Here is a 13,083-nt window from a genome sequence, read left to right on the forward strand (position 1 = left end):
GGTGGGTCAGTTCGTCGGCTTGTCGGCGCCGACGACCCACATCGCGAAGAACTGCGACCCGCCGCCGTACGCGTGGCCGAGCGCCTTGCGGGCGCCGTCGACCTGGTGCTCGCCGGCCGCGCCGCGGACCTGGAGGGCGGCCTCACCGAAGCGGAGCATCCCCGAGGCGCCGATCGGGTTAGAGGAGAGCACGCCGCCCGAGCAGTTGACCGGGATCCGGCCGGTCATCGCGGTCTCGCCGGCCTCGGTGAGCTTCCAGCCGTCGCCCTCGGCGGCGAAGCCGAGGTTCTCCAGCCACATCGGCTCGAACCAGGAGAACGGCACGTAGATCTCGGCCGCGTCGATCTCGTCGATCGGCGAGGTGATGCCGGCCTGCTTCCACAGCGCGGCCGCGGCGTCGCGACCGGCCTGGGGGTTGACCTGGTCGCGCTCGGCGGCCGTGGTGGCCTCGGACCGCATCACGGTGCCGTGGATCCACGCCGGGTTCGGCGAGGTCCTCGCGGTGTCCTCGTCGACGATGACCAGCGCGCAGGCGCCGTCGCTCGAGGGGCAGGTCTCGTCGTAGCGGATCGGGTCCCAGAGCATCTGCGAGGCCAGCACCGACTCGACGGTCGTGCCCTCGTTGTGCAGGTGGGCGTAGGGGTTCTTCAGCGCGTTGTTGCGGTCCTTGGCGGCCACGACCGCGCCGATGTGGGTGGGCGCCTGGGAACGGCGGATGTAGGACCGCACGTGCGGCGCGAAGTAGCCGCCCGCTCCCGCGTGGACGGGCATGTTGAACGGCAGCGGCACCGAGAGCGCCCACATCGCGTTGGACTCGGACTGCTTCTCGTAGGCGACCGTCAGCACGCGCTTGTGGACGCCGGCCTGGACCAGTGACGACGCGACGATGGCGGTCGAGCCGCCGACCGAGCCGGCCGTGTGGACCCGGAGCAGCGGCTTGCCGGCCGCGCCGAGCGCCTCGGCGAGGAACAGCTCGGGCATCATCACGCCCTCGAACAGGTCGGGTGCCTTGCCGACGACGATCGCGTCGATGTCGTCGAGCGTCAGGTTCGCGTCGACGAGCGCGCGGTCGATGGCCTCGCGGCACAGGCCGGCCATGGAGACGTCCTCACGCTTCGCGCGGTGGTGCGTCTGGCCGACGCCGATGATCGCTGCAGGCTGCTTGCCCATCAGATCTTTCCTTCCAGGGTGCACACGAGGTTCTGCTGCAGGGCAGGACCGCTGGTGGCGTGGGCGAGGGTCTTGTCGGCCTCGCCGGACCAGACCCTCTTCGCGGCCTCGCCGACGCGGATGCCCCCGCCGGAGAACATCGGGTTGCTGGCCAGCGCGCCGCCGGACGGGTTGATGACGACGTCGTCGCCGAGCCCGAGCTCCGTGCGCAGGATGAGCTCCTGGTGGCTGAACGGGGCGTGCAGCTCGGCCACCTCGACGCCGCCGAGGTCGAGCGCGGCACCGGCCCGCTGGGCCGACGGCGACCGGGTGAGGTCGCGCACACCCATGCCCATCGGGTCGACGTAGTGCGAGATGCCGGTCAGCCAGGCGGGACGCTCGCGGACCTCGCGGGCCCTGTCTCCGGCGGCGAGCACCAGGGCCGCCACGCCGTCGGTGACCGGGGAGCAGTCGTGCTTGCGCAGGGGGTCGGCGTACATGGGCCGCGCGAGCAGCTCCTCGACCGACGAGCCGCCCTTGCGGATGGCGTGCTCGTTCTTCTCCGCGTCGGTCAGCGAGCGGTTGGCGACCTCGGCCATCGCACGCTCGTCCCAGATCCCGGCGTCGATGCCCGCGCGGGCCTGGAGACCGGCCAGGGACACGGTGTCCGGCCACAGGGGCGTCATCGTGTAGGGCTCGAGCTGGAGCGCGAGGGTGCGGCGCAGGACTCCGGCCGAGCTCTTGCCGAAGGCGTAGACGAGGGCGGTGTCGACCTCGCCCGTCTGGATCTTGAGCCACGCCTCGTACATGGCCCAGGCGAGGTCCATCTCGACGTGGGACTCGTTGACCGGTGGGATGACGCCGATCGCGTCGACCGCCTGGACGAACGAGAACGAACGTCCGGCGAGGTAGTCGGAGGAGCCGGAGCACCAGAACCCGACGTCCTTGCGGGTCCAGCCGGTCTGCTCGTAGAGCTCCTTGAAGACCGGAACGAGCAGCTCCACACAGGTCGGGGACCCGTCGAACTCAGGCATCTGTCGCTGGGCGAACCCGACGACGGCGACGTCACGCATCTGTCCTTGTCTCCCGTCTCAGAGGTGGTGCTTGTAGGTGTCGAAGTCGGCGTCCGGTTCCCCGGTCGGCGCGAAGTGGTCGATGTTCTCCAGGGAGTAGGCCCACTCGTCCTTCGGCTTCCAGACCGCCTTGACCCGCATGCCCATCCGCACCTCGTCGGCGGGGACGCCGAGGATCAGGTGCAGCACGGCGATGTCGGCGCCGTCGAGGAGGACGTACGCCGAGACGTAGGGCGGGGTGATCTTCTGGCCGAGGAAGGGCACGTTGACGACGCAGAACGTCGTGATCGTGCCGGTCTGCGAGAGCTCGATCTCCTCGACGGTCGGGGTGCCGTCGGAGGGACAGGCACTGCGCGGCGGGACGTAGACCTTCTGGCAGGTCGGGCAGCGCTGGCCCATGATCCGGCCCTCGTTGAGGCCGCGGTAGAACAGCGACTCCTCCGGGGAGGCTGCGTACTGGTAGTCGAGCGAGACCGGGGTCACCACACCGGTGACCGGCTCGTCGCCGGCGGCGGTCGGGACAGCGGCCTCGGCCTCGCCGGGAGCCAGGGGCTCGAAGCACGCGATGTCGTTGATGTGACCGACCCGCTCCGCGGCCCAGCGCACCCGCACCCGCATGCCGGTGGTGACCTCGGCGGGTGACGCGACGTCCAAGGCGTGCAGGAAGGGCACGTCGGCGCCGTCGAGGGTGACCAGGGCGAAGGCGAACGGCCGGTCGAACGGCTGGTCCTTGACCGGTTCGGGGACCCAGGTCCACGACGTGACGGTGCCGACGGAGGAGACCTCCGTGAAGTCGGTCGTCGCCTCGTGGGTGACGGGGTCGAACTCGAGCGGGGGGACGACGACCTGACCGGTCGAGGTCCGGCCGCCCACGACGACGCCGTCGCGGAGTCCGGAGAGGAAGCGACCGACGACGGGGCCGGTCGACCGGGTGTAGTCGAAGGCGACCGTGACCGGCGCCGAGAGGGTGCGACTCATGGTCGAAGTGAAACATGTTCTGCCAGAAAGTGAAACACGTTCTAGAAATGGATCTGGTCGATCCGTCATGATGCGGAGCATGAAACTGGGCTTGCAGCTGGGTTACTGGTCCGCGCAACCGCCGCAGGGCGTCGGCGAGCTCGTCGCCGCCGCGGAGGGCGCGGGCTTCGACGCGATCTTCACCGCCGAGGCGTGGGGGAGTGACGCGTTCACGCCGCTGGCCTGGTGGGGCCGTGAGACCTCCCGGGTCCGGCTCGGCACCTCGATCGTGCAGATGTCGGGCCGCACGCCGACCTCGATCGCCATGCACGCGCTGACGCTCGACCACCTCACCGGTGGACGGGTGATCCTCGGCATGGGTGTCAGTGGTCCGCAGGTCGTCGAGGGCTGGTACGGCGTGCCGTTCTCGAAGCCGCTGGCCCGCACCCGCGAAGTGGTCTCGATCATCCGCCAGGTGCTGGCCCGCGAGGCGCCGGTGACCAACGGCGGCCCGCACCACCCGCTGCCCTACGACGGACCCGGCGCCGTCGGCCTCGGCAAGCCGCTCAAGCCGATCGTGCACCCACTGCGCGCCGACCTGCCGATCTGGCTGGGTGCGGAGGGCCCCAAGAACGTCGCCCAGACCGCTGAGATCGCCGACGGCTGGATCCCGATCTTCTACACGCCCAAGAGCGCCGGGATGTACCAGCCGTGGCTCGACGAGGGCTTCGCCAGGCCCGGCGCCCGTCGTACCCGTGCCGACTTCGAGATCGCCGCCACCTGCCACCTGCAGGTCGTCGAGACGCCTGCGCAGAAGCAGATGGTGATCGACGGGATGAAGCCGTTCGTTTCGCTCTACATGGGCGGCATGGGGGCCAAGGAGCAGAACTTCCACCACCAGGTCTTCACGCGGATGGGCTACGGCGAGCTGGCCGACGAGGTCCAGGAGCTCTACCTGTCGGGCGAGAAGGACAAGGCCACCGCGCTCATCCCCGACGAGCTGGTCGACGACATGCACATCATCGGCACGCCCGGCGAGGTGCGCGAGCGGGTGGCGCAGTGGGAGGAGACGGGCGTGACCACGCTGCTGCTGTCGTGTCGCAGTGCCGACGAGATCCGGGGGATCGCGGAGCTGCTGGCCTGATCGCTGGTCGTTGTCGGCGGCGCGGGCTACCGTCCTGTCGCATGAGGCGCGAGCCGCACGAGAACGTCGCCACGGTGCTGGTCGATCCTGCCCTGCTGCCGGATCTCGAGCTGGAGCTGGTCGAGCTCGACCTGTGGGCGTGGCCGGTCCGCTCGGCGCCCATCTGCGCCGACGGTCCGCGCACCGAGTTCCAGGTGCGCCGCCGCCTCGTCGAGGCGCAGCGCGGGGCGTGGGACTGCGCGGCCGACTGGGTGCCGGTGTGGATCAGCTTCGGCGAGCGCTGGGCCAGCGGCGACGACCCGCTGCCGTGGGCCGCGCACCGCGCTCTGTGGGACCTGCTGGACGCGCACGCCGACCGGGTCCGGTTCCACCGCCGACTCGGCGGGGTGCGGCCGCTGGTCGCGCCGGTCGAGCGGCGACCGGCCGGCTGAGGCGCCCCGTCGGTAAGGGTCCTTGCTCGTGGATAGAACACGTTCTAGTCTGCGAGGGTGACCGACACGCTCCGCATGCCTGCCCACAACGGCCACCTGATGGTCGCTGCCCTCAAGCGCCACGCGAACCGCCCGATCGTGCACCTCGGCGACGTGACGCTGACCGGCAAGGAGACTGCGGACCGGATCTCGCAGTACATCCAGGCCTTCGAGTCGCTCGGCGCCGGGCGAGGTACGCCGGGCGCGCTGCTCGCGCTGAACCGCCCCGAGGTGCTGTTCATCCTCGGCGCAGGGCAGACCCAGGGCTTCCAGCGCACCTCGCTGCACCCGCTCGGCTCCGCCGACGACCACGCGTACGTCATCAACGACGCCGGGATCACCACGCTGGTCATCGATCCCTACTTCGCCGCCCGCGCGGTCGAGCTGCTGGGCAAGTGCCCGGGCCTCAAGCAGGTCCTGACCATCGGCCCGGTCCCGCCGGAGCTCGCCGAGGTCGGCACCGACCTGACCGAGGTGGCGGCGTCGTTCGAGCCGCAGCCGTTCCAGGCCGCGCTGCTCGAGCCCGACCACATCACGTCGATCACCTACACCGGCGGCACCACCGGCAAGCCCAAGGGCGTGATTGGCACGGTGCGTGCGTTCTCGACCATGGCGCAGGTGCAGATGGCCGAGTGGGAGTGGCCCGAGGAGCCGCGCTTCCTCATGTGCACGCCGCTCTCCCACGCCGGCGCCGCCTTCTTCGTCCCGGTCGTGCTCAAGGGCGGCACCCTGTTCGTGTCCTCGCGGTTCGACCCGGCCGAGGTGCTGGCGACCATCGAGGAGAAGCGGATCAACTCGCTGATGCTCGTGCCGACCATGCTCTACGCGCTGATGGACCACCCGGACTCGCGCACCCGCGACCTGTCGTCGCTGGAGACCGTCTACTACGGCGCGTCCGCGATCAACCCGGTCCGGCTCAAGGAGGCCATCGAGCGGTTCGGCCCGATCTTCGCCCAGTACTACGGGCAGTCCGAGGCGCCGATGGTGATCAGCTACTTTCCGAAGGGCGACCACGTCGACGCCTCGGGTGCGCCGATCGAGTCCCGGCTCACCTCGTGTGGACGGCCCTCGGCGTACCTGCGCGCGGCGCTGCTCGACGAGGCCGGCAACCCGGTCGCGCCGGGCGAGCCGGGCGAGATCTGCGTCGCCGGACCGCTCCTGTCGGCCGGCTACTGGCAGCTGCCCGAGGCCACCGCCGAGACCTTCCGCGACGGCTGGATGCACACCGGCGACGTCGCGCGCGAGGACGAGGACGGCTTCTGGTACATCGTGGACCGCACCAAGGACATGATCGTCACCGGCGGCTTCAACGTCTTCCCGCGCGAGGTCGAGGACGTCATCGCCGAGCACCCGGCGATCGCCCAGGTCGGTGTCATCGGTACGCCGCACGAGAAGTTCGGCGAGGCGGTCACCGCGGTGGTGGTGCTGCGTGAGGGCTTCGAGCTCACCGACGAGGTCGTCGCCGAGATCAAGGACGCGGTCAAGGAGCGCAAGGGCTCCGTGCAGTCGCCCAAGGACGTCCTTGCCGTCGACGCGCTGCCGCTCACCGCGCTCGGCAAGCCGGACAAGAAGGCGCTGCGCGCACGGTTCTGGACGGGGGAGCGCTCCGTCGGCTGAGTGCTAACGTCCCCGACATGCGTCGACTCTCTCGGGCACTCGCCGTCGCGGTCGTGGCCCTCGCCGTCCTGTTCACCGCCTCGCCCGCGCCGGCTCAGGCGGCTGCCGGTCCCGACGGCAGCTACACCGCAGGGGAGACGCCGACCGAGCCGAACCCGCTCGACCGCCTGGACATCCGGTTCAAGGTCGCCAAGAACGGTCGCAAGGTGAAGGGCTGGCTGGTCACGATGAACGTGGTCTGCGGGCTCGACGTGAAGCTCGTGCAGCAGACCATGCCGACCATGAAGGTCAAGAAGAACGGCCGGTTCAGCAGCGTCTTCGCCGGCACCCAGGACAACGGCACGTCGTACCACATCGAGGTCGGCGGCAAGCTCATCGCGAAGAAGCGCAAGGTCAAGGACGGCACGCTGTCCTACGAGGTCGGCTCCTGCCGCCGCGGCACCGACCCGGCGAGCCCGCTGCGCTGGGCGGGCAGGCGCACCGGTCACTGACGTGTCGGACCGTGCCGGTGGGCCTATGACTCGCCGGCAAGGAGCCGCTCCCAGACCCGCTCGGGGATCCGGTCGAGCAGGGCCTCCATCATCTCCAGCTTCGCGTCGACCTCGGCCGGCGCGTGGCGGCCCGGACTGACGACGAGCAGCGAGTCCCCCGTGATGCGCCAGGTGAGGTCCGGGTGGTGCCTCACGACCTCGCGCACGTCGGAGAGCAGGACGTCGATGGCGAACTCCGGACTCGGTGAGCGGACCGTGAAGTGGCCGTCGAAGGCGGGATCTCCGATCTCGATGTCGCCCCCTGTGAGTCCGTCGGCCCAGCGACCGAGCAGCGTGGTCGGCCCCACGAACAGGTCGGGCGCCCGGAGGCCGAGGCTGCCGGCCTCGACGGAGTAGAAATGCTGGTTGTTGTTCTCGCCGATGACGTCCGTGTACTGGTAGTCGAACGCCACGAACGGGCGCCCTTCGCGCCGGTCGACTCCTCTCAGCGCGCCTGCTCACCGCGCAGGCGCTCCCAGACCCGCTCCGGGATCCGGTCGAGCAGGGCGTCCATCAGGTGCAGCTTGGCGTCGACCTCGGCCGGGGTGTGCTCACCGGCGCGGATGACGAGCAGCGAGTCGCCGGTGATCCGCCAGGCGACGTTCGGGTGGTGCTGCATGACCTCGCGCACGTCGGAGAGCAGGACGTCGACCGCGAAATCCCGCACGGGGGAGCGCACCGTGAAGTAGGCGTCGAACGCCGGGTCGCCGATCTCGATGTCACTGCCGCTGAGGGAGCTGATCCAGCGCCCCACCATCGTGGTCGGGCCGACGGAGAGCGGCGGTGCCTGGACGCCGAGGTTGATGGCCAGCACGGAGTGGACGTGGCGGCTCGTGCTGTCGCCGCTGCCTGTCGTGTGGTGGTAGTCGAAGGCGGTGAACGGGCGCCCGTCGTGGCGCCCGATGAGGACGTTGACGGCCTGGCGGGAGTGCCCGCTCCCGAAGGGCGCACCAGTGAAGCGGTCGACCAGGCCGGGGTCGTTCGGCCGATACTCCCACTCCCGCGCCCACGCCAGGCCGGCCAGGCCCTGCCGCCGCTCGGCCGCGCGCTTCATGCCGGCGGACACGCCGAGGACCAGCAGCACGATGACGGCGACGAAGACCAGGCCGAACACGGCGAAGACGAGGAGGGCAGCCATGGCGCCATCCTGCCCCGTCGCCGCCCGCCCACGCCTCGCCGGACACGGGTGGATAGCGTGCGGCCATGGCGGATCTCGTCGTCGGGTTCGATCTCGACCTGACCCTCATCGACACCGTGCCCGGGTTCCGGGACGTGCTGCTGGAGCTCGGCCGCGAGCTGGGCGTGGACTTCCCGGTCGAGGAGATGACCGACAGGCTCGGGCCGCCGCTCGAGATGCTGCTCGCGCCGTACCTGCCGGCAGACGTGATCCCGGCCGCGGGCGACCGGTTCCGCGCGCTCTACCCCGACCACGCGATCGCCAACGTGCCGGTGCTGCCGGGCGCGCACGAGGCGATCGCCGCCGTACGACGCCACGGCGGGCGGGTCGTCGTGGTCACCGGCAAGTACGCCCCCAACGCCCAGCTGCACCTGGACCACACGGGCCTCGACGTCGACCTGCTCGAGGGCTGGGTCTGGGGCGTCGGCAAGGCCGGCGTGCTGCGCCGCGAGGGCGCCTCGGTCTACGTCGGCGACCACGTCCACGACGTCGAGGGTGCCCTGGCCGCCGGCGTCACCAGCGTGTCCGTGCTGACCGGCGGGTGCACCGCCGCCGAGCTCGTCGCCGCCGGCACCCACGCCGTGCTGGACGGTCTCGATGAGTTCCCGGACTGGCTGGCCGGCTACGTCAGCACTCGCTGAGGATCCAGGCCGTCACGGCCTGGCTGTCCTCGGAGAGCCCGGACGACAGCGCGGCCAGCTCTGCGGTGTTCGCCGGGGTCGGGTCCGCCAGCAGCTCCTGCGCGGCGCGGAAGCCCGCGCCGAGCGCGGTCAGCGCCTCGTCGACGTCGTCCGGCGCGTCCTCCTTGAGCGCGTCCAGCTCGGTCACGAGGTCCTCGACGGCCGTCGCGTCCTCGGGGGAGTCCTTGCCGTCGTAGAGCGCCGTCTGGGCGTCGGTGATCCGCTGCGCGGTGGCAGCGAAGCGGTCGCACTCGACGGTGATGTCCGTGACGGGTGCGGACGGGTCGGGCCCGGCCTGCTCCGGGGTGTCGTTGCACCCGGAGCAGGCCAGCGCGAGGGCGGCGAGCGCCAGACCTACACGAGCCACTGACACTCGGGGTACACCTTGATGTTGTTGCCGTAGGGCGAGAGGAAGTAGGCGATGATGTCCAGCCCGAAGTCGGGCAGCGACAGCCCGAGCAGGTTGATGTCGGGCGTGATCAGCCAGGCCGGCGTGTGTGTCCCGTCGCCGGCGGGCTGGCCGAGCGTGAACGTGTTGCCCGGTGTCGTGTAGCCCGGTGCCGGGCGGACGTCGAACGAGACGCCGCAGTCCGCGATCCCGAAGTGGATGATCGGCAGGTGGAGTGCACGCTCCTGCACGTTCTGGTTGATGTGCCAGCGCGGCGCGACGTTGCCGAACGGGATCGAGGCGTGCGGGATGTCCACGATGGTGATCGTGTCCGTACCGAGCGGGTCGGGCCAGTCGATGAAGACCGAGAACCTCTCCTCGAGGTCGACCGTCAGGTCGGTGTCCTGGCCGAACGTGAACGTCCCGAAGTCGCCGTCGAGGCCGGTGGTGAAGCCCAGGCGGAGGTTGACGTCCGAGAAGTCCGTCAGACCCAGCGTGACCCGGTGGATCTTCAGGTCGGCCGACAGGTTGCCCCGGTTCTGGAAGAAGCCGGTCTGACCGTCCTCACCGCTGCCCCAGTCGAGGGAGATCGACTTCTGGACCCGCCCGGCCGCCTCCAGGGCGAAGGCGTGGGTCGCCGGCGCGGAGGTGATGTGTAGGCGGGCCCCGATCAGGTCGGCCGTGACCAGCTGGCCGAGGTCGGTGACGTCGAGCGTCACCGCGGCGGCGGCGTCGACGGGGTCGGCGATCCTCGCCGAGGCGAAGGCGTCGATGTCGAGGCCGGGGGAGAAGGCCGTCATCGTGAAGACCGGCGCGTCGACGGTGGTGCCGCTGCCGGCCTGGGTCTTCTTGCCGATCAGCAGGTCGACCGTCTTCGGTACGTCGTGCAGGTGCACGGACGCGGCGAAGTCGAGGTCACCCACGTGCTTGTACGCCGCCGTGATGTCGCTGATGCCCTGGTCCATCGCGACGCCGACCTCCTTCGTGTCGGCCCCGAAGGAGGCGTCCACGCTGATGGTCTTCGGGATCGCGCTGATGGTCAGCTGCGCCTCGTCGGTGTTGTCGTACTGCGCGTTGGCCGTGAACGCCCCGAGCGTCTCGCTGGCGACGTAGTCGATGCCGATGGTGTGCTGGCCGTCGGGCTCGGTGCGCGTGACGATCGGGCCGAAGGTGAAGTCGACGGGGTTGGCCGTCGGGATGCCCTGGGTCAGGTAGAGGCTGAGCGGCTTGGGCGCGAGCGCCTGCAGCTTGGCGTCGACCACCAGGGTGCCGTTGGTCGGGTGGAAGCCCGTCACCGTGTAGGTGCCGTGGGTCGAGTCGAGGTCGAGACCCGTCGGCAGTCCGGTCAGGTAGAGCTTGGCCCGGACCGCCTTGTCGGACCCGCTCGCACCGTCGCGGACGGCGACACCGTGGACCTGTGGCGGCACGGGCGTGGCGGCCAGCGCGGCGGCCTTACCTGCGGCGACCGACAGCGTCAGGTCGGGGTTGGTGTTGCCTTCGTAGGTGATCCGGCCGCCCTCGCTGCGCAGTGTGACCTGCGACGGCAGGTTGCTCAGCTGGCCGGAGGCGACGACGTCGCCCTGCGCCAGGTGCGCCTCCGCGGCGAAGGCGAAGATGCTGTTGTCACCCATGTCGAGCCCGGCCTCGAAGCCACCGCCGTCGCCGTCGTCGGGCAGCTTGGAGAACGCCGCCCGGCGCAGGTTGCTGATCTTCAGGCTGGCGTCGAGGTTGCCCGAGGCCTCGTCGTAGTACGCCGCGAGGTGGTCGCCCGACAGCGTCGAGAACGTCTCGTGGTTGGTGACATTGGCGACGATCGAGCCGATGCCCCCCGCAGGTGCCTCGAAGAGGACGTCGCCGTCCGCCCAGGAGGCGTTCCACTTCGCCGGGATCGAGGTGATCGCCAGACCCGCGTCGAAGTCGCGGTCCGTGCCGAGCGTCGCGGCCGTGAGATGTGCGGTGGCCGCGGCGCTCGTGGTCGCGGTGTCGGCGTCCCAGTCGAGGACGGAGCCCTTCCCGTCGAAGAGCACCTCGGCGTGCGCCGGGATGCCGAGTACCTCGGCCGTGATCCGGTCGCCTCCCATCCGCTCGACGCCGGCGTACACCTTGTCGATGGAGTCGCTGGCGTCGTAGGTGATCAGGTCGCCGTCGAGGTCGACCGACATGTGCTTCGGGATGCCGTTGACCCGGTAGACCGCGTGGTCGACCTCCGTCGGCCTGGTGATGTCCGGGGTGGTCGTGTCGGTCGCCTCCACGAGGGCGATCTCGTCGTTGGCGGTGTACTCGATGTTCTGGTGCGTGCCCTGGCGGGTCAGGTCGACGCGCACCGACGACGGCAGCTTGTCGACCGTCGCGGTGAACCGGCGGTCGCTGTCGACGGGGCCCGACGTCGTGGCCTGGTCGATGACGGCGTCGACGCGGGTCGCGGTCGGGGTGTTGACCGTGATCGTGTCCTTGCTGCCGGTGCTTCGGTGCGTCATCTGGGCGCCCACGTCGAGCGTGGTCGGGAACGGGCTGAGCTGCACGGAGCCGGTCAGCGGGTCCTGCTCGGTCAGCGGTACGCCGCCGCTGCCACCGGTCAGCGACTTCACGCCGAACGTGATCGCCTCCGTCGGGCCGGGGTTGGTCGACGTGACGTCCGCTGCGATCTTGATGTCGCCCGTGATGGCGTCGACGATGTTCTTGAGCATCACCCGCGCGGTGCTGTTGCCCCCGAGCGTCGAGGCCCGGCCGTCGATCCCGACGGTGACTCGCTTCTTCACGATCGGGGTGTCGTAGACGGCGAACACGTGCGCCGGGAGCGGACCGCTGTTGGGCGCGATCCGCTGGACTGCGAACCGGGCGCCCACGTCGATCAGGTTGGTCACCGGGTTGAGCTGACCGAGCACGTCGGGCAGGTGGTCACCGGTCACGTCGGCCGGCACCGGGACGCCCACGGGCAGCGAGATGCTGCACGACAGGGTCATGGTCGGTGACTCGGCGCAGATCTTGTAGAAGAGCGGCGAGAGCAGGTTCACGACCGGCAGTGTGAACAGCTTGCCCTGGACCTTGCCGACCTCCTGCAGGAGCTCGTCGAGTGCGTCGAGCACCAGCGGGACGAGCGGCAGCGACGTGAGCGTGTCGTTGAAGCTCGGGGGGAGGCCTGCGGTGACGGCGCTCGACGTCCGGGCGGACGGAGCGGCCTTCGAGGTGCGCGGCAGCTGCGCGGAGGTCAGGCTCGGCGCCTCCGCGAGCTCCTCGGCGACGTCGTCCAGCGCCTCGCCGGTCTGGTCACGGTTCACCGGCGGCAGGTCGGAGGCGGGCGGCGTCTCGGCCGGTTCGTTCATGTCCTCCTTGAGCTGCTCTGTGCCCTCCTTGCCGAAGATCACCATCGCGACCCCGGCGAGGTAGGTCTCGCGCTCCTGCGCGGTCGGCGTCGTGTGGGTGACGGCGAGCAGGTCCTCGAGGAGACAGGAGCTCAGCCACAGCTGGGTGGGCTCGGGCAGTGCGTGGAAGCCCTCGGCGAGGATGTCGGCAGGAACCTCCTCCAGCGCGACGAAGTCCTTGCGCCAGGCATTGTCGGTGAACCGTGGCGACCACAGCTCGACGAAGCGGTCACGGTTCTCCGCTGTCGTGCCCTCGGTGGGCGGCGGTTCGGCGCAGCGTACGGCGCTGCCGCCGGCCTGCGCCGGGAGGGGCGCGGCATGCGCGGCCCCCGGGTTGACGAGGACGGCCAGCAGCACGGCCGAGGAGAGCGCAGCGCAAAGGGTCCGAGGGCGCACGGAGGTCACCTGCCGAATCGGGGGGATCGGGAGCAGAGCAGGATGTGGCGGTGCTCACTATCTTCTCGTGAGCGCCCGGGCGCCATAGCCCGTTCGAATCATTGTCCCGCCACGGCCGTGCCCGCTCCCGACCCGCGACC

The 13,083-nt window shown here is 70.4% G+C and carries 12 protein-coding genes; 5 read left to right on the plus strand and 7 right to left on the minus strand.

The window, feature by feature from the left end:
* Nucleotides 1-6: 6 nt before the first annotated feature.
* Genes FBY23_RS13440 through FBY23_RS13450 form a run of 3 tightly spaced genes read right to left on the minus strand, consistent with a single transcriptional unit; the run spans nucleotide 7 to nucleotide 3,200 of the window.
* On the minus strand, nucleotides 7-1,170 hold the full coding sequence (locus FBY23_RS13440) for a thiolase domain-containing protein (RefSeq protein ID WP_141798600.1): 1,164 nt from the start codon (nucleotides 1,168-1,170) through the stop codon (nucleotides 7-9).
* Nucleotides 1,170-2,222 carry a thiolase domain-containing protein gene (locus tag FBY23_RS13445; protein WP_141798601.1) on the minus strand — a complete coding sequence of 351 codons (1,053 nt, stop codon included), beginning with the start codon at nucleotides 2,220-2,222 and terminating at the stop codon, nucleotides 1,170-1,172. Before FBY23_RS13445 ends, FBY23_RS13440 begins: the two co-directional genes overlap by 1 nt.
* Nucleotides 2,223-2,240: 18 nt before the next feature.
* Nucleotides 2,241-3,200 (minus strand): Zn-ribbon domain-containing OB-fold protein, encoded by a 960-nt coding sequence (locus FBY23_RS13450; RefSeq protein ID WP_141798602.1) that lies wholly within the window; start codon nucleotides 3,198-3,200, stop codon nucleotides 2,241-2,243.
* A 79-nt stretch (nucleotides 3,201-3,279) separates the two neighbouring features.
* On the opposite strand from FBY23_RS13450, the gene FBY23_RS13455 reads away from it, so the two are divergent.
* The 4 genes from FBY23_RS13455 to FBY23_RS13470 are packed head-to-tail and all read left to right on the plus strand — an operon-like array spanning nucleotide 3,280 to nucleotide 6,901.
* Nucleotides 3,280-4,323: an LLM class F420-dependent oxidoreductase gene (locus FBY23_RS13455; protein ID WP_141798603.1), complete on the plus strand. Its 1,044-nt coding sequence runs from the start codon at nucleotides 3,280-3,282 to the stop codon at nucleotides 4,321-4,323.
* 41 nt (nucleotides 4,324-4,364) lie between these two features.
* Nucleotides 4,365-4,754, plus strand: a complete 390-nt coding sequence (locus FBY23_RS13460) for a hypothetical protein (protein ID WP_141798604.1) — start codon at nucleotides 4,365-4,367, stop codon at nucleotides 4,752-4,754.
* Between the two features lie 57 nt (nucleotides 4,755-4,811).
* Nucleotides 4,812-6,410, plus strand: a complete 1,599-nt coding sequence (fadD8, locus tag FBY23_RS13465) for a fatty-acid--CoA ligase FadD8 (protein WP_260805952.1) — start codon at nucleotides 4,812-4,814, stop codon at nucleotides 6,408-6,410.
* Between the two features lie 17 nt (nucleotides 6,411-6,427).
* The gene (locus FBY23_RS13470) at nucleotides 6,428-6,901 is read left to right on the plus strand and encodes a hypothetical protein (protein ID WP_141798605.1); all 474 of its coding nucleotides are present in this window, start codon (nucleotides 6,428-6,430) and stop codon (nucleotides 6,899-6,901) included.
* Between the two features lie 23 nt (nucleotides 6,902-6,924).
* Here FBY23_RS13470 and FBY23_RS13475 read toward each other — a convergent pair whose 3' ends face one another.
* Together FBY23_RS13475 and FBY23_RS13480 are read right to left on the minus strand one after the other, a co-directional pair.
* The gene (locus FBY23_RS13475) at nucleotides 6,925-7,353 is read right to left on the minus strand and encodes a hypothetical protein (protein ID WP_141798606.1); all 429 of its coding nucleotides are present in this window, start codon (nucleotides 7,351-7,353) and stop codon (nucleotides 6,925-6,927) included.
* A gap of 32 nt (nucleotides 7,354-7,385) precedes the next feature.
* Nucleotides 7,386-8,078, minus strand: coding sequence for a hypothetical protein (locus FBY23_RS13480; RefSeq protein ID WP_141798607.1), 693 nt, complete (start codon nucleotides 8,076-8,078; stop codon nucleotides 7,386-7,388).
* A 65-nt stretch (nucleotides 8,079-8,143) separates the two neighbouring features.
* Between FBY23_RS13480 and FBY23_RS13485 the strand changes: the two genes are divergently transcribed.
* Nucleotides 8,144-8,758 (plus strand): HAD family hydrolase, encoded by a 615-nt coding sequence (locus FBY23_RS13485; RefSeq protein WP_141798608.1) that lies wholly within the window; start codon nucleotides 8,144-8,146, stop codon nucleotides 8,756-8,758.
* Here the strand turns inward: FBY23_RS13485 and FBY23_RS13490 are convergent.
* Entirely contained in the window at nucleotides 8,745-9,164 is a 420-nt protein-coding gene (locus FBY23_RS13490; protein ID WP_141798609.1) for a hypothetical protein, read from the minus strand. The genes FBY23_RS13485 and FBY23_RS13490 overlap by 14 nt on opposite strands.
* Entirely contained in the window at nucleotides 9,152-12,943 is a 3,792-nt protein-coding gene (locus FBY23_RS13495) for a hypothetical protein (protein ID WP_141798610.1), read from the minus strand. The genes FBY23_RS13490 and FBY23_RS13495 overlap by 13 nt, the downstream gene beginning before the upstream one ends.
* Nucleotides 12,944-13,083: the final 140 nt, after the last annotated feature.

This window comes from Nocardioides sp. SLBN-35 (assembly GCF_006715725.1).
Classification (GTDB): Bacteria; Actinomycetota; Actinomycetes; order Propionibacteriales; family Nocardioidaceae; genus Nocardioides.

What these genes read in the sequence shown, in the direction of transcription:
- FBY23_RS13450 (WP_141798602.1), bottom strand. Translation starts at nt 3,200, where the DNA reads ATGAGTCGCACCCTCTCGGCGCCGGTCACGGTCGCCTTCGACTACACC.
- FBY23_RS13460 (WP_141798604.1), top strand. Translation starts at nt 4,365, where the DNA reads ATGAGGCGCGAGCCGCACGAGAACGTCGCCACGGTGCTGGTCGATCCT.
- FBY23_RS13470 (WP_141798605.1), top strand. Translation starts at nt 6,428, where the DNA reads ATGCGTCGACTCTCTCGGGCACTCGCCGTCGCGGTCGTGGCCCTCGCC.
- FBY23_RS13480 (WP_141798607.1), bottom strand. Translation starts at nt 8,078, where the DNA reads ATGGCTGCCCTCCTCGTCTTCGCCGTGTTCGGCCTGGTCTTCGTCGCC.
- FBY23_RS13485 (WP_141798608.1), top strand. Translation starts at nt 8,144, where the DNA reads ATGGCGGATCTCGTCGTCGGGTTCGATCTCGACCTGACCCTCATCGAC.
- FBY23_RS13455 (WP_141798603.1), top strand. Translation starts at nt 3,280, where the DNA reads ATGAAACTGGGCTTGCAGCTGGGTTACTGGTCCGCGCAACCGCCGCAG.
- FBY23_RS13445 (WP_141798601.1), bottom strand. Translation starts at nt 2,222, where the DNA reads ATGCGTGACGTCGCCGTCGTCGGGTTCGCCCAGCGACAGATGCCTGAG.
- FBY23_RS13440 (WP_141798600.1), bottom strand. Translation starts at nt 1,170, where the DNA reads ATGGGCAAGCAGCCTGCAGCGATCATCGGCGTCGGCCAGACGCACCAC.